Consider the following 15,369-nt stretch of genomic DNA (forward strand, 5'->3'; position numbering starts at 1 on the left):
ACGACGCGCCGTCGCTACGCGACGGAACCCAGCCGCGCTCCGCGCGGCTGGGTGGTCAACTCCGTTGACCGGCGGTCAACCCGTTGACCGTCAGCTCGATCGCTCCGCGATCCGAGCTGACGGAATCCGCTTCGCGGATTCCTCAACGCGGCTGTTGGGTGGGGTGGTTGGGCTGCTGTCGGGTTTTGTTTTTCGGGGTGCTTATGTCGTCCGGGTGAAGGGGCTGTCTCCGGCCGCTGGGAGTCCGGGGTTTCTGCCTTGGCGGCTTCGGGTTGAACTGTGCACTCTATGGAAGCAAAAAACTATGGGATCTCCGGGACTTGGCCGGGCTCCTCTGTGGAGGGTTCATGGTCTGCCGTGATCCAATCGTCCTTGAGGATCTCCCTCATCAACTGGCTCTTCTCCTCGGACAGTTGGTGGAGATTTCGCCTGGTGCGCACCTTGCAGAGCCATGGGCCGATCATGACGCGCTCGCCGTCGGCTTCCATCCACTCCCGGGCACGGGGCGGGCGTCCCCGGCGCTCCACGAACAGGCGCAGGAGCTCGGCGGTCTGGTGGAAGGAACGGCGGGTCCGGGCCCTGGGCGTGGCGCTCGCGCTCTGTGCGGGAGACGGGACTTGACCGGGGGTCAGGCCGAGGTGGGTGAGGAGGGTGCGCCGGCCGTCCTCGAGCCGGGTCCAGGTGGTGAACTGACGGTGCAGCCAGCTGCCGGCCTTCACGCCCTCGATCACCAGGTCCCGGTGCAGGGTGGCAGGGGCGTGGCCGGCTTCGATGTGGCGGCGCAGCAGGTGGTATTTGCGGTGCCAGTCCGGGCCGTGAGGGAGCGTCCAGTGGGCGTCGAGGGCTGTGAGTTGGGTTTCGCGTGTGGGGTCGAGGTTGTTCTTGCGGGCGAGGGTGCGTTGGTCGGCGAGGAATTGGCCGCCTGGTTCGGTGGTGGGGATCGCGAGGTGGCCGTGGGCGGTGTGGAAGGCTTCGGCGGTGGCCATGTGGCCCTGCCAGGCGGCTTCGTGAGCGTCCCAGGTCATGCCCAGGTCTTCGAGTTCGGTGATCCATTGGGCGGTGAGCGTGCCTTGGTGGTAGGCGGTGCGCTGTCCGTCGATGAATGAGCCGAGGCGGTAGCCGTAGGCGTCTTCGTAGGAGGTCGGGATATGCAGGTGGCCGTGCTCGGCCTGGTAGCGGGTGGCGGCTGCGAGGCCGGCCCGGCGTGGCGCGGACAGGGCGGCGCCGGCTGCGGGCCAGGCGATCAGGTCCATCGCTTGGGCGATGCGGTCGGTGTCGAGGGTGAAGTCGAAGCGGAAGCGGCGAGCGAGCAGCTGGTGGGTATCGGTCGCCAGGCGGCGCCTGGTGTTCCCGCGCGGCGCGCGGGCGGCGATCGACTGGTCATGATGCCGGAGCGCCGCGGTGACCAGCCACAGGGCTTCGTAGGGGGTGGAGAGGAGGTCGGTGGGGTCGGCGTCGGGCCGGGTGTAGGCGGGGATGACCAGGCTCGCTGTTTTATGGTCGGTGGTGGGGGGTTTACGCAGGGCACGGCCCAGGGCCTGGACGATACGGCGCACACTCGCGGTACGGTCCGCGAACACGATCGCGTCCACGCCGGGCAGGTCAACACCCTCGCCCAGGACCTGCGCGTTAGTGAGCACGCCCCGGTCGGCGTTGGTGAAACGGGTCAGAATGGCGTGGCGCTGGTCAGGGGTATGAGTACCGTTGATCGACTGCACACTCACATCAGCAGCCCAGACAGGGCATCGGCCCGCAGAAACGGTACACAAGGTATGGGGAAACTGGCGGGCGAAATCGCTCGCGTCAGCGATCTGCTGGAAGTAAACGATCACATGCCTGAGGTCATGCTCGGTCATGGCTTTGAGGACGGCCAGATGCAGGGCGCTCGTCCGGCGGGCTGTCGGGCCGGACCCGGTGCGCGTGCCGGTGTTGGTGAGGTGGGTGCGCAGGTCGGTGTCGGTGATCGTGGGGATCAGGAGTTGGTAGTCCGCGAGGACGCCGTCGTCGATCGCGTCCGCGTGGGAGTAGGTGTGCAGGCGGGGGCCGAAGACTTGTCGATCGTCCATCGACGCGATCAGGGACGGGGCCTCCCACTGTGGTGCGGTGGCCGCGGTGCGCTTGGGCTGCGGGCGCGTGTCAGGGGCCTCGGTCAGGCGAGGGGCTTCCCACTCGTAAGGGGTCGCGGTCAGGTAGAGGCGGCGGTCGGCCGGGATCCGGGTCTGGTCGTGGATCATCGTCCACTGCTTGTCCCAGCTGCCCGCGGTGCGGTGGGCCTCGTCCACGATCAGGAGGTCGAAGAGGGGGACAGGGAAGACCGTGTGCTGGGTCTCCTCGATCCTGGGGAGGGAATCGAGCGTGACGAGCACGGTCGCCCGCTCACGCCGCTTGGTGCGCTGAGCGAGCCAGTACGCCAGGTACTCCCCCGATCTCGTGCTCACCGCCCCCGCGGCGGCGAGCAGCGGGTGCTTGCCGGCGTCGAAGGAAGAGACCGCCATCAGCGGCTCACGGCGTCCGTCCGCGCGGGCCGCGGCCGCCCACTGTCCGAGCAGGTCCAGGGACGGCACCACCACCAGGAGGTGACGGACGTCGAGTGCGTCCGCCGTACGCAACGCGATCAGGGTCTTACCGGTCCCGCACGCGGAGACGATGTGCCCACGCGAACCCGGGTCCTTCAGATGCCGGGCCGCGCTGCCCACCGCAGCCCGCTGATCGGAACGCAGCACCCGACGCTGGGGATAAACCGGAATAGGCGGACTGTCAGGGCCGGGGCCGAGGCTGGGGTCAGTGGACATCAGGTAGTTCCTCAAGACACGGCAGGAAACGTGGGGGCGGATCCGCGACAGTCAGCAGCACAGCCAAGGGGGTGGCGGCGTCAGGCGGCAAAGCCGATGTTCGTCACGTACTCGTACTGACCCCACTGACTGCCCAGGTCCGGCAGGACGCCGGTGGTCCAGGCGTCGTCGAGGGCGCGGCTGTCGCCGGTTGCCCAGGCGGTCACGATGCCGTCCCAGCGGCGGACGTTGATGCGCCGGAACTCAAGGGTGCGCTGGTGCGGCCTGGGGACCTGGGACTGGTTGAGGGGGTGAATCTCCACCCGGGTGCCACCGGAGGAATTGAGACGCTTCAAGAGGTGCCGGGCGACGTTGTGACGGCGCACCGTGCGGTAGGTCTGTTCGATACGTTCCAGATTGGCCTTCGACGGCTTCCGTGTGCCGGAGAGCCATGCCTTCAGCGTGCGGTCGGTGACGGTCAGCCCGGCCGCGCGGGCAGCCTTCAGTATCGTGGGTGACTTCGTCAGGTAGCGGAGGCGGGCAAGCAGGCCACGCGAGGTAGTGATGGGGGTGGCGATGAAGTCCACCAGCGCGTCCAGTCGGCGGGCGACCAGTTCGCTTCCCTTGGTGCCATGGGCACCGAACTTCCCGAACTCATGGTTCCGGTCCGGCATCAGCCCTCCTCTCCCGCCAAGTTAGCGGTACCGGCAGCGTATTCGTCCTTTACCTTCACCTCGGCAACACCGCGGCCCTCGGGGAAGACCTTGCGCCAGTCGCCGATGACGTGGAGTTCGTCGGTGCCCATGGCGCGGACGACGGTGAGGCCTTCGTCGTGGGCCTTGAGGGCCTTCATCCACAGGTTGGCGAAGGCCTGGGAGCGGATCAGGTGCATCCAGTCCGGGCGGTAGAGCTCCCGGTTGTAGTTCGACTCCCCCATCGTGGAGACGAACTTGGAGTACATCGCCTTCACGTACTCCAGCGTCACCTCGTCATCCGTGGCGATCGCCGTGTCGCGGGCGTCCTTGAGCGCGATGCGGAACTTCTCCAGCAGCCCCTCGGTGGCCCCCGACGTGAACGACTCATGGATCTCGGGCGGCTCGCACAGCCCGTGCTTCGGCCCCGACAGGCGCAGCAGCAGACGCAGCGTGGGCTCGGTGACCCACAGCGGACCCGGCTCGTCGCGCTGTCCGACCGGGTTCGGCAGCACGTCCTCGTGGTCCCAGCTCGGTGGCGTGATCAGATGGACGCCGGCCCGGCGTCGGTCGTGGTCGAACCCCGTGGAGTGCTCCAACTGCCCCAGCGGCAGGTGCGTCTTGAGGGCGGACAGGTAGGCACCGTTGATATCGAGGGCGGTCACCCCGTGCTCACCGGGCGGTAGTTCGGCCCGCGTCCACTTCGGGCGGGCCTCCCACACCTGGTCGGCGCCGCGCGAGGACTGCTTCTTCAGGATGTCCGGCATCCACGGGTGCGCGATCACGTCGTACCTGCCGCCCTTGCGGGTGGCGTCCAACAACGCCATCGCGTCCGGGATCGCCTTCTTCACCAACGCCGCCGTCGCCGCCGCCACATCACCGCCGTGCGCCTCGATCGCGGCCCGCACCGATCGGCCGATCAGGTCAACCGGCTCGGACGAGGGCTGGAAAGCGCGGCGGGCCGGTGGCGTGGAGGCGGTACTGCCCGAGGTGCGCGACGCGTGCCGGTCCGGCTTCGGGGACTGCGGCGCCACAGGTTCGGGTTGCGGCCGGGTGACCGGAACTCCGCACTCCGCCGCATCCAGGTGCTGCGGGAAGCCCGCCACCCGCTGTACGGCCGGTTCGCCGCACAGCACGCACAGCTCAGGCTCGGTCAGCAGCTCGACATCGTCCGCGTCATCGCCCACGGCGGTACCCGGTACCGGCGAGGGCGCCACCTCCGCCTCCGCCTCAGTCACCGGCGGAGCCGCTTCCTCCGCGGCCGCTGCGAGCTTCGCCGCCAGACCGTCGAGCAGGTAGACGTACTTCGCGCGCACCTCACCGGCCGGTTCCCGGCCCGCCTCCCAGGCAGCGAGCGTGGACGGGCTCACGCCGAGCGCCCTGGCCGCCTGCGCCTTCGACAGGTGCGCCTGTTCGCGCAGTTCACGCCGCACCGGCGGGGCGGGCAGCTCGGCCTCGGGTGTCACGGAGGCGAGGAGCGAGTCGATCGCATCGAAGTCACTCACCGCGTGACCCTTTTCTGGTTCTCGTCAATGTAGGCGACGGGGTTACGGGACAGGTGGGGATACGGGCTGGGCCTGCCGGTGCGGGAGTCGCCGTGCAAGAGTTCACCCTCGAGGGCGTAGCGGTCATGGCACTTGGTGACTCCGGTGATCCGTGCGACGGCGAGGACGATGCCTTCGGTGTTGATGATCTGGGCCTCCTGCTGGGCCAGAGCCCGGTCGGCCCTGAACTTCCACACACCCCGGCCGGCTTCCCACGCCTCGTCTTCGCTCATTCCCGCGCGCCAGCCGAGGAAGGTGCGGCCGAGGTCGTCACCGTCGGGCGCGGCCCGTCCCGGGCCGATCTGAATCTGCAGCACCGCCCGCCCCTCTTCCCGACTTTTTAACTTGTTGCAAAGTTATCACTCCACCTGTGGCCCACCTTCCCGTAACACCCCTCCCCCGCTGACATGCGGCCCTGAGGCCCGGAGCCCTCCGTACGTCGATCGGCGGGACAGCGAACGCCTCTAGGCATCCTGCCGATGACCACCCGTACGTCGGCTCACCATCATCACGAGGAGGCCCGTCAGTAGAAGCACGCTGCCCGTGAGGGTCCCCCACTGGCGGGTGTCGGGGTCGCTGAGCAGCAGCAGGAAGGCCACCTGCCAGCACAGGGCGAGGGCAACCACCAACTGACCCCAGCCATAGAGGCGCGGGCGTCGGACCGGCAGCCGGTTCGTGGGGAGCACCCAACCGCGGGTGAGTGCCGCTACGCCGGAGGCGGCGATGAGCAACGCCAGCAGAACAACAGGTATGGCCAGGTAAAGCCTCATGGTCGTCCCTCCCCTGTGCACCGGACCCACGCCGGACGTCCATATGATCATTACATCTGCCGCACTGCCGCCGAGACGGAGCGCGACATCCCAGAAGTCTCAGGCTGCTCGGGGCTGGTCCCATACAAGCGTGTAGCGCCAGAACAGCCGTCGTCGCAGCCGCACGCCGGGGAGGGTGTCTCCGGCTTCACGAACGATGTCGTCAAAGGTCATGTCCGCTGAGCGAACAGGAGCCGTCATGGAGAGGGGCCGGGGCGAGGGACGGCCTCTGTTCTTCAGCCAGCCCATGGCCGCGTTCGCCGGAATGGACGCGACACCGAGCAGGTGGTCCACAGGCGTCCGGGCGCGGGACAGGCCGACGACCACCAGGACTCCTCCCGGCGCCAGATGACGACGGAAGCAGGTGAGCGCCTGGACGAACGGCAGATGGTGGATCGCGGCGACGCACGTGATGACGTCGTAGGAGCCGGAAGGGAACTCGGCTACGGCGTCCGCGACCGTGTAGGTCACGGGAAGCGCGGCGGGAGTCAGCTTCCGGGCCTGGGCAGTGATCACCGGATCGGAATCGACCGCCTTCACTGCGGCGGCACGACCGGCCAGGAGCCTTGCGAGGTCGCCGCTGCCGGAGCCGATGTCCAGGGCGTGGTCGAAGCGTCTCGGCAGCTGCCGCAGGATCCAGCGGTGGTAGTGGGCGTTGTGATCCCAGGGATAGGCGGCGTTGAACCGTTCGAGAGCCCCCAGGACACGAGGCGACAAGATCTTCATCCGCCCAGTCCATCAAGTCCCGGCCGCGTGCACCCCCCCCGTTCCGGAACAAGGATCAACTGCTCCCCGGTCGTCGCGCGATGCCTGCCGGACCGGTCGGGCATCGACAAAATCGCCCGGTGCTTCGTCCTGGTGTGCGAGCGGCCCGGTGCGGGGCGCCGGGAGCGTAACCGCTCGCCGGTTCCGGCGTTCAGCAACAGGGCCTGCCAAACGGTGGTCGGGCACCACTGTGTGAAGGAGGAACCGTGGGCGCCGCGCAACACGTCCGAGACGTACTGACCCAGAACTTCGGTGTCGACTCACAGGCGGTCCCCGCGGACACTCCGCTGCATCAGCTGCGTCTGGACTCGCTGGCCCTGGAGGAGCTGCGGGTGATCATCGAGGACCGGATGGGAATCGACCTGGACGACGTGCATCTGACCTCTCGGCACACCGTCGCCCAACTCATCGATCTCGTGGGCCTCAAGGCGGCCCTGTGAACGCGGCGCGCGGCGCACGGTTCGCGGCGGCGGTGACCGGCGTGGGCCTGGTCACGGCGGCCGGAATCGGTGCCGAGCGGACGTGGCACCACATCACGCACTCCACCACACCGTCGGGAGTGGGCCCGCACCCGGCGCTGGCGGGGATGCCCTGCGACTTCGCCTATACCGTCGGCGGGTTCGACTCCGCGGCGCTGCTCGGGGTCGCCACGTCCCGGCTGATGGACCGTTTCTCCCAACTGGCGGTGGTCGCGGCACGCGAGGCCGTATCGGCGGCGGGGCTGGACCACCGCGTGTGGGACGGTGACCGGGTCGCCGTGGTCATCGGGTCGGGCCACGGCGGTGTGCCTTTCTACGACGAACAGATCGCCGTGCTCGGCGAGCGCGGGGCCCGGCGGGTTTCGCCCAAGGTGGGTCTGCTCACGCCCGTCAGTGGCGCGACCGACAGCGTGTGCCGCGATCTCGGGGCGGGCGGGCCCAGCTTCGCGATCTCCACGGCGTGCGCCTCGGGCACGCACGCGCTGGGCACAGCACACCAGTTGCTGCGGTCGGGGGCCTGCGACATCGTCATCGCGGGCGGTGCGGAGTCCGCGGCGAGCCGGCTGCTGGTGGCTGGTGCCAATCAGCTGAAAGCCCTGTCCACGCGCCGGGACGACCCGACGGCCGCGTGCCGGCCCTTCGATGCCGACCGCGACGGTTTCGTCCTCGGCGAGGGCGCCGGTCTGCTGGTTCTGGAGCGCCCCGAGCACGCCCGTGCGCGCGGCGCCACCGTCCTGGCCGAGCTCACCGGCTACGGGGCGGCCACCGACCCCGACGCGACCGTCGCGCCGGACCCCGACGGAGCAGGTCTGGAACGGGCGTTGCGTGCCGCGCTCGCGGATGCGGGTCTGACCGGTTCCGACGTCGACCACGTCAACGCGCACGGCACCGGAACGGTCCTCAATGACCTCGTGGAGAGCGCCGTCATCGCCCGGGTGTGCGGACCGCGTCCGCTGGTCACGTCCACCAAGGCGATGACCGGACACACCCTCGGTGCCTCCGGAGGGATCGAGTCCGCCCTGACCGTGCTGGCGCTGCGTCATCAGCTCGTCCCGCCCACCGCGAACCTCACATCCCTGGATCCCGCCGTCCAGGTCGAGGTGGTGGCCAAGGAGGCCCGGCCCGCCCGTCTGGACTGCGCGGTGAAGTCGTCGATGGGGTTCGGCGGGTTCACCGCCGCCCTGGTGCTCACGCGGGCATGATCCGCCGTGCTCACGCGGGCATGATCCGCCGCCCTGAGACCGCCGTCGCTCCGCCCGGCGCGGGCCATCAACATGAGGAAGCCATGCCCGAAGAAATCGTCCGTACCCTGACCGTGGACGGCCTGTCCTACTCCTACCGGCTGGTCCCCGGGCCCCGTACCCGGACCGACCCGGTACTCGTCCTGGGCGGCGCGTTGCAGGGGATGTACGGGTGGCCCCAGATCGAGGACCGACTCGGCTCGGTGACGGACGTGATCACCGCCGACCTGCCCGGGACCGGCAGCGCCGACCCGCTGGCCGCGCACGATGCGCTCCCGCTGCTCTGCCGGGCGACCGAGCGGATCATCGACGACCTCGGCGTGGACCGCGTCAATCTGTTCGGCTACTCCTTCGGAGCGGTCATCGCCTACCTGTGTGCGCAGCGTCGGCCCCGGCTGGTCTCCCGGCTGGTCCTCGGCGGCGTACCGACTTCGCTCTCCGACGCCCAGTACGCCCGTCTCCAGGAGCTGTCCGAGGAGTTGGAGGCGGGCCGTCTCCACGAATTCGCGGCGTTGTTCGCCGAGTCCATGCTGTGCAGGGACCCCGCCCTGCCCGTGCTCCACCGGCACCTCGCCTACCGGTATGTGAAGCGGGCCGTGTACCAGACGTACTCCCGCACGCCGCATGCCCAGGCCTCCCTGGAGCGGGCACTCAGCACGGCGGTCCCCTCCCTGGAGGGTGGGCTCGACGGGGTACCGACGCTGGTGTTCAGCGGCGAGCACGACAACCTCACCCCCGTGGACGAGCAGCGGGCCTTCGCCTCGACGATCGAGCACGGCACGTTCCTTCAGGTGCGCGATTCGGACCACTGGGTCGTACTGGAGCGGGCCCATGACGTGGCGGACCTCGCACTGCGCTATTTCACCGGCCGGTCGCTGAAGGACGCGCCGTACGTACTGCCCGAGAAGAACGGCACGGGGTACGGCACGGCAGCGCAGAACGGCGTGCTGCCGGAGCAGAGCGCGTCACGCGCCGGCATCGTGGGCGTGGCCTCCCGGTAGGGCGGCGCTCCTCCTGCGGTCCTACGCGTCCCGCTCCCCCGCCTGTTCGGCCTCGGCGCGCAGGCCGCGCGCCCGGTCGGCCGGGTCGTAGCCCGGCCCGACGCCGTCGATCAGCAGCAGGTCTCCCTCGATGTGGTCGCTGCGCAGCGGCAGGATCTCCTGGTAGGCCGGGGAGTCGTACCAGGCGCGGGCCACGTCCAGGCCGGGGAACTCGATCAGCACCATGGTGCCGGGCCAGTTCCCCTCCAGCACTTCGGCCGGCGGGCCGTGGATGACGAAGCGGCCCTCGAAGGGGTCGAGGGTCGCCTGGATGCGCTCCAGGTACTCGATGATGTCGGAGTGATGACGGCGGCTGCGGAGATGGGCGAAGCCGAAAGCCGGCACGGTCGGGCTCCTTGGTTCCGGGGACATGAGCGGTGACGAACCTAGCCGGGAGCGGTCGGAGCCGCGATTACCTCACACATCATCATGGACGGGGCCGAGATCGAACGGGTGCTCTGCCGCCCGCTCGGTCTCCCGCCCGCTCGGTCTCCCGCCCGTTCGGTCTCCCGCCGCTCGCCCACTCAGCGGATGTCCGCCGGTACGCCCCGGAAGGTGCGCCGGTAGGCGAGCGGGGTCACGCCGATGGCCGTGTGCAGGTGCTGGCGCAGCGACGTACCCGTACCGAAGCCGACCTGGGCGGCGATGTCGTCCACCGGGAAGTCGGTGGATTCCAGCAGGTGGCGTGCCCTGGCGACGCGCTGCTGGATCAGCCACCGCCCCGGACTCATGCCCACCTCCTCGCCGAAGCGGCGGGCGAAGGTCCGCAGGCTCATGCGGGCGTGGCCGGCGAGTTCGGCCAGGGTCAGCGGCTCGCGCAGGTTCTCCAGCGCCCACTGGCGGGTGGCCGCGGTTCCGTTCGCCGAGGTCTCGGGCACCGGCTGCTCGATGTACTGCGCCTGCCCGCCGTCCCGCCACGGCGGTACGACGCAGGCGCGCGCGACACAGTTGGCGATCTCGGTGCCGTGGTCCTTGCGTACGAGGTGCAGGCAGACGTCGACCCCTGAGGCGGCGCCCGCCGATGTCAGCACGTCGCCGTCGTCGACGAAGAGCACGTCCGGATCGAGCGCGATGTGCGGGAACCACTGCTGGAAGACGCGGGCGAGCGCCCAGTGCGTGGTGGCCGGGCGGCCGTCGAGCAGTCCGGCGGCCGCGAGGAGGAAGGCGGCGGTGCAGATCGACACGACGCGCGCGCCCGCCGGAACGGAGGCCAGGGCTCCGGCGAGGGCCGGTGGCACCTCCCGCGTGATGAGTGAGGTGTCGAACGGTGGGATCACGACGGTGTCGGCCGTGGCCAGCACCTCCGGGCCGTGCTCGACATGGACCGAGAAATCGGAGTTCGTACGCACCGGGCGTCCGTCGACGGTGCAGGTGACCACCTCGTACCGGCCGTCCGCGGCTCCGAAGACCCGGCTCGGAATACCCAGTTCGAACGGGTACACGCCGTCCAGTGCGAGGACGACGACGCGGTGAACATGTCCCATGGCAGGATCCTGTCGAAAGATGGCAATCATGCCATGGTACGGAACGGGCCGGTCCGCCACGCTGGACCCATGAGTCACAGCACAGCGGACAACACCGCACCGGCCGCCGCCACCATGCGCGCCATCAGCCAGGACATCCACGGCGCCGCCGACGTCCTCAAGGAGGTCCGCCTGCCGAAGCCCGTCCCCGGACCGAGCCAGATCTCGGTCGCCGTCCGCGCGGCCGGTGTCAATCCCACCGACTGGAAGCACCGGGCCGGCAGCGGCTTCGTCGACCGGTTGCCGCTCGTCCTCGGATGGGACGTCTCCGGAGTCGTCGAAGCCGTCGGCTACGGCGTCACCCTGTTCAAGCCCGGCGACGAGGTCTTCGGCATGCTCCCCTACCCGTACGGTGTGGGCTCCCACGCCGAGTACGTGACCGCCCCGGCGCGCGCTTTCGCCCACAAGCCCGCCGGCATCGATCACATCCAGGCCGGGGCCCTCCCGCTCGCCGCCCTGACCGCGTACCAGGCGCTCGTCGACACCGCCGGGGTCCGCCCCGGTCAGCGGGTCCTCGTCCACGCGGCCGCCGGTGGCGTCGGCCATCTCGCCGTCCAGATCGCCAAGGCCCGCGGCGCGTACGTCATCGGCACCGCCAGCGCTCCCAAGCACGATTTCGTCCGCTCGCTCGGTGCCGATGAGGTGATCGACTACCGCAGCGTCGACTTCGCCAAGGCCGTCCAGGACATCGATGTCGTCCTCGACCCCCTCTCCGGCGACACCCGCGCCCGGTCGCTCGGCATCCTGCGCCCCGGCGGCGTCCTCGTCTCCCTCCTGCCGGGGACGGACCCGGACGAGGCCGCGCGGGCGGACGGGCTGGGTGTCCGCGTCGAGACCCTGCTCGTGGAGGCGGACCACGCGGGCATGAGGGCGATCGCGGACCTGGTGGAAGCCGGCTCGCTGCGCGCCCACATCGAGGCCGTCTTCCCCCTCGCCGAAGCGGCGAAGGCGCACGCCCTCGGAGAGACCGACCGGACCACGGGCAAGATCGTGCTCACCGTCGGACCGCAGGCGTCCTGACCGCGCGGTCAGGCGGAGTTCACCGACCGGTGTCCTGGGCGGGGCACCGGTCGGTGCGTCACTCATGAGGGTGAATGCCCCTGTGCGCTTCGTCGTTCGCCGCTCGCGCCCACCGGCCGGCCCCGGACGCGGGCGACGGCGCCCGAGCGTTTGAAGACTCGGATGACCGGGGCGGTCTCGACCGTGTCGATGCCGGGAAGGGCTCCGACGCGTTCGGAGAGGTACGTGTACAGGTACTCGTCGTCGGGGCAGAGGACCTTGGCGAAGAGGTTGGTACGCCCCGTGGTGGCCGCCGCGTACGCCACCTCCGGGTGATCCGCCAGCGCGGCGGCCACGGCTGCGAGCCGTGCGGGCCGCACGGCCATCCACATCACCGTGGCCGCCGGGTCGCCCAGCATGCTCTCGTCGACGTCCACGTCGAAGAAGAGCGCCCCGGCCGTACGCAGATGGGCGATGCGGCGGCGCACGGTCGACTCGTGGCAGCGGGCCTCGGCGGCCAGCCGGGCGTGCGGCGTACGGCCGTCGCGGGTCAGCGTGGCCAGCAGGACCTGGTCGAGATCCGTGAGGTGCACCGGCGGCGCCTGGGCGTCGGGAGGCGGGTACCCGGGGGCGAGGGCGTCGCTCTGTTCCCGGCTGAGCGCGGAGGCGGGGCCGTGCCAGGTGGTCGGGCCGCCCTTGAACAGCCGCAGCATCCGGTGCGCGGTGATCGCTGTGACCCGGCGGCTCGCGGGGATCCTGTCCAGCAGCAGGGCGTCCCGGTCCCTGTCGCCGTGCACCGCGAGGTGGCAGATGACCTCGGTCCCGCCGGAGGCGAGCTGGACCCACCGGGTGTCGTCCCGCTCGGCCAGTGCGCGGGCGATGCCGTGTGAGGCGCTGGGGACGCACTGGAGGCGCAGCACCCACACGGTCTGTCCCACGGGCCGGGGGTTGAGCCGTCCCACGACGCGGAGCCCGGCCGTCTCGCGGAGCCGGGCGTAACGTCGGGCGGCCAGCTGGTCGGAGACACCCAGCACCGAGGCGATCCGGCGCAAGGGGGCACGGCCGTCGATCCTCAGTGCGTGAATGAGCTGTAGATCGAGGGATTCCATGTATTCCGACTCTATATCTCGCGAGAACCGGCATCCGCGCCCCTGCTCGTTGTTCCGACTCGGGGGCGGTGCGGATCCTCGGTGTGCGGGCCCCGCCCGGTCGCGTACCCGGGCGGGAACCGCACGCTTCGCGGCGGCTGCTTCAGGCGCAGCCGGCCGCCTTCGAGAATGAGGAGGACGGGAGCCCCCGGGCCTGCCGCCCGGCTCCCGACGGCACATGAGCGCATTCCGTGATCTTCGGCATTACATCGACCACATCACCGGGACCCTCGGGAAGGACGAGGTCCTCCGGATCGACGGCGCGGACCGGGACCTGGACATCGGCGGCATCACCGAACTGATGGCGGAGAAGGAAGGCCCCGCCCTGATGTTCGACAACATCCCCGGCTTCCCGGCGGGGTACCGGGTGTTCACCAACTTCATGGGTACGGCCGCCCGTACGGCGGTGGCCCTCGGGCTGCCGCCGGAGACCGGGAAGCTGGACATCGTGCGGGAGTGGAAGGACCTGAGCAAGCGGCTCGAACCGATCCCCCCGGTGGAGGTCGCCACCGGCCCGGTGCTGGAGAACGTCCTGGTCGGCGATGACGTGGACCTCGGTATCTTCCCCGCGCCGCGGTGGCACGACGGGGACGGTGGCCGCTACATCGGTACCGCCTGCATGGTCATCACCCGGGACCCCGACAGCGGCTGGGTCAACGTCGGCACGTACCGGGCCTGCGCCCAGGGCCGGGACCGGCTCTCGCTCTGGATGCTCGGCAACCGGCACGCCAAGGCCATCGCCGAGAAGTACTGGCAGCGCGGCCTGAACTGCCCGATCGCGGTCGTGGTGGGCCAGGACCCGATCCTCTCGACCGCTGCGGCGATCGCCGCGCCGTCCGGGATGTCGGAGTACGACCTGGCGGGCGGGCTCCGCGGGCAGGGGGTCGAGGTGCTGTACGCACCGGGCAGCGACCTTCCCGTCCCGGCGTACGCGGAGATCGTCATCGAGGGTGAACTGCCGCCGGTCGAGGAGGAGTCCGTACTGGAGGGCCCGTTCGGGGAGTGGACCGGCTACTACACCCACTCGGGGCAGGAGACCGTCGTCCGGGTCACCCGGATCCTGCACCGCGACGACCCGGTCATCCTGGGCGCCCCGCCGATGCTCCCGACCGTTCCGGCCGGTGACCAGGCCGTCCCGCTGTACTCGGCGTCGGTGACCTGGGACCACCTGGAAGCCTCCGGGGTGCAGAACATCAAGGGGGTGTGGGCGTACGCCCGGCAGCTCATGATGGTCGTCTCCATCGAGCAGACCGGCGCGGGCGACGCCATGCACGCGCTGCTCGCGGCGGCGGGGCGCAAGCGCACCGGCGGGATGGAGCGGTACTTCGTGGTGGTCGACGAGGACATCGACATCACCGATATCAACCACGTCCTGTGGGCGATGTTCACGCGTGTCGACCCGTCCGAGTCCCTCCAGGTGCTGCGCGCGCCCACCACCGCGATCGATCCGCGCCTGTCGCCCGCCAGGCGCGCGGACGGTGACCTCTCGATGGGCATCGTGCTGATCGACGCGACCAAGCCGTTCGCGTGGAAGGACCAGTACCCGGCGGCCAACCGCGTCGACGACGCGACCCGCGAGGACCTGCGCAGGCGCTGGGCGGGTGTCCTGCCGCTGTAGCCCGCACCGCAGGGAGGGAGGGCCACCGTGTGCCCCCTCCCTCCCTGCCGATCCGCCCTCTCCCCTTCCGTACCAGGAGCACGCTGTGACAGCACCCACCCCCACACACGTCCCCATCCGGATCGTTGTCGGAGTCACCGGCGCCACCGGGGCCCCGATCGCCCTCCGCCTGCTGGAGGTCCTGCGGGAGGTGCCGGAGGTGGAGACCCATCTCGTCCTGAGCACCTGGGCCCGCTCCACCATCGAGGTGGAGACGTCCCGCACCAGCCGGCAGTTCGCCGAACTCGCCGATGTGAGTCACAAGTTCGGTGAGCAGGGCGCCACGATCTCCTCCGGCTCCTATCCGGTCGCGGGCATGGTCATCGTCCCGTGCAGCATGAAGACCCTCGCGGCGGTACGTCACGGATTCGCCGACAACCTCATCTCCCGCGCGGCCGACGTCACGCTCAAGGAGCGCCGCCCGCTGGTCCTCGTGCCGCGGGAGACACCGCTGAACGAGATCCATCTGGAGAACATGCTCGCCCTCTCCCGGATGGGAGCCCGCATCGTCCCGCCGATGCCCGCCTTCTACGACATCCCGCGCGGTATCAGCGACGTCGTGGACCACATCGTGATGCGGATACTCGACCAGTTCCAGCTCCCCGCGCCCACCGCGGACATCGCTGCGCGGTGGCAGGGCCTGGGCGACGCGCGCAGCGGGCGGTGATCCGCCGTACGGAGAATCCGGCCCGGCGCGGACT

Annotated in this window: 15 protein-coding genes; 6 read left to right on the forward strand and 9 right to left on the reverse strand. The window is 70.1% G+C overall.

What is annotated here, in order from left to right:
- Positions 1 to 302: 302 nt before the first annotated feature.
- The 6 genes from OG413_RS41855 to OG413_RS41880 form a co-directional block, all read right to left on the reverse strand.
- Positions 303 to 2,792 carry a DEAD/DEAH box helicase gene (locus OG413_RS41855; RefSeq protein ID WP_266815006.1) on the reverse strand — a complete coding sequence of 830 codons (2,490 nt, stop codon included), beginning with the start codon at positions 2,790 to 2,792 and terminating at the stop codon, positions 303 to 305.
- Between the two features lie 80 nt (positions 2,793 to 2,872).
- Complete coding sequence (locus tag OG413_RS41860; protein WP_266815008.1) at positions 2,873 to 3,445, reverse strand: transcriptional regulator; 573 nt, start codon at positions 3,443 to 3,445, stop codon at positions 2,873 to 2,875.
- On the reverse strand, positions 3,445 to 4,968 hold the full coding sequence (locus tag OG413_RS41865; RefSeq protein WP_266815010.1) for a helix-turn-helix transcriptional regulator: 1,524 nt from the start codon (positions 4,966 to 4,968) through the stop codon (positions 3,445 to 3,447). The genes OG413_RS41860 and OG413_RS41865 overlap by 1 nt, the downstream gene beginning before the upstream one ends.
- Complete coding sequence (locus OG413_RS41870; RefSeq protein WP_266815012.1) at positions 4,965 to 5,324, reverse strand: hypothetical protein; 360 nt, start codon at positions 5,322 to 5,324, stop codon at positions 4,965 to 4,967. The genes OG413_RS41865 and OG413_RS41870 overlap by 4 nt, the downstream gene beginning before the upstream one ends.
- Before the next feature lie 147 nt (positions 5,325 to 5,471).
- Positions 5,472 to 5,777: a hypothetical protein gene (locus tag OG413_RS41875; protein ID WP_266815014.1), complete on the reverse strand. Its 306-nt coding sequence runs from the start codon at positions 5,775 to 5,777 to the stop codon at positions 5,472 to 5,474.
- A 99-nt stretch (positions 5,778 to 5,876) separates the two neighbouring features.
- The gene (locus OG413_RS41880) at positions 5,877 to 6,542 is read right to left on the reverse strand and encodes a class I SAM-dependent methyltransferase (protein WP_266815016.1); all 666 of its coding nucleotides are present in this window, start codon (positions 6,540 to 6,542) and stop codon (positions 5,877 to 5,879) included.
- Positions 6,543 to 6,787: 245 nt separating this feature from the next.
- Between OG413_RS41880 and OG413_RS41885 the strand changes: the two genes are divergently transcribed.
- The 3 genes from OG413_RS41885 (at position 6,788) to OG413_RS41895 (ending at position 9,302) form a co-directional block, all read left to right on the forward strand.
- On the forward strand, positions 6,788 to 7,021 hold the full coding sequence (locus OG413_RS41885) for an acyl carrier protein (RefSeq protein WP_073724391.1): 234 nt from the start codon (positions 6,788 to 6,790) through the stop codon (positions 7,019 to 7,021).
- Positions 7,018 to 8,262 carry a beta-ketoacyl synthase gene (locus OG413_RS41890; protein WP_266815020.1) on the forward strand — a complete coding sequence of 415 codons (1,245 nt, stop codon included), beginning with the start codon at positions 7,018 to 7,020 and terminating at the stop codon, positions 8,260 to 8,262. Before OG413_RS41885 ends, OG413_RS41890 begins: the two co-directional genes overlap by 4 nt.
- An 83-nt stretch (positions 8,263 to 8,345) precedes the next feature.
- Positions 8,346 to 9,302 carry an alpha/beta fold hydrolase gene (locus OG413_RS41895; RefSeq protein ID WP_266815022.1) on the forward strand — a complete coding sequence of 319 codons (957 nt, stop codon included), beginning with the start codon at positions 8,346 to 8,348 and terminating at the stop codon, positions 9,300 to 9,302.
- A gap of 21 nt (positions 9,303 to 9,323) precedes the next feature.
- Here OG413_RS41895 and OG413_RS41900 read toward each other — a convergent pair whose 3' ends face one another.
- The gene (locus OG413_RS41900) at positions 9,324 to 9,686 is read right to left on the reverse strand and encodes a DUF1330 domain-containing protein (protein ID WP_266815024.1); all 363 of its coding nucleotides are present in this window, start codon (positions 9,684 to 9,686) and stop codon (positions 9,324 to 9,326) included.
- Between the two features lie 179 nt (positions 9,687 to 9,865).
- Complete coding sequence (locus tag OG413_RS41905) at positions 9,866 to 10,825, reverse strand: GlxA family transcriptional regulator (protein ID WP_266815026.1); 960 nt, start codon at positions 10,823 to 10,825, stop codon at positions 9,866 to 9,868.
- Between the two features lie 114 nt (positions 10,826 to 10,939).
- Between OG413_RS41905 and OG413_RS41910 the strand changes: the two genes are divergently transcribed.
- On the forward strand, positions 10,940 to 11,884 hold the full coding sequence (locus tag OG413_RS41910) for an NADP-dependent oxidoreductase (protein ID WP_266815496.1): 945 nt from the start codon (positions 10,940 to 10,942) through the stop codon (positions 11,882 to 11,884).
- A gap of 62 nt (positions 11,885 to 11,946) precedes the next feature.
- On the opposite strand, the gene OG413_RS41915 is transcribed toward OG413_RS41910, so the two are convergent.
- On the reverse strand, positions 11,947 to 12,972 hold the full coding sequence (locus OG413_RS41915) for an Lrp/AsnC family transcriptional regulator (RefSeq protein WP_266815028.1): 1,026 nt from the start codon (positions 12,970 to 12,972) through the stop codon (positions 11,947 to 11,949).
- Positions 12,973 to 13,189: 217 nt separating this feature from the next.
- Between OG413_RS41915 and OG413_RS41920 the strand changes: the two genes are divergently transcribed.
- Together OG413_RS41920 and OG413_RS41925 are read left to right on the forward strand one after the other, a co-directional pair.
- On the forward strand, positions 13,190 to 14,629 hold the full coding sequence (locus OG413_RS41920) for a UbiD family decarboxylase (RefSeq protein WP_266815030.1): 1,440 nt from the start codon (positions 13,190 to 13,192) through the stop codon (positions 14,627 to 14,629).
- 115 nt (positions 14,630 to 14,744) lie between these two features.
- The gene (locus tag OG413_RS41925; RefSeq protein ID WP_266815498.1) at positions 14,745 to 15,335 is read left to right on the forward strand and encodes a UbiX family flavin prenyltransferase; all 591 of its coding nucleotides are present in this window, start codon (positions 14,745 to 14,747) and stop codon (positions 15,333 to 15,335) included.
- Positions 15,336 to 15,369 lie beyond the last annotated feature (34 nt).

This window comes from Streptomyces sp. NBC_01433 (genome assembly GCF_026340105.1).
In the GTDB taxonomy this organism is placed as follows: Bacteria; Actinomycetota; Actinomycetes; order Streptomycetales; family Streptomycetaceae; genus Streptomyces.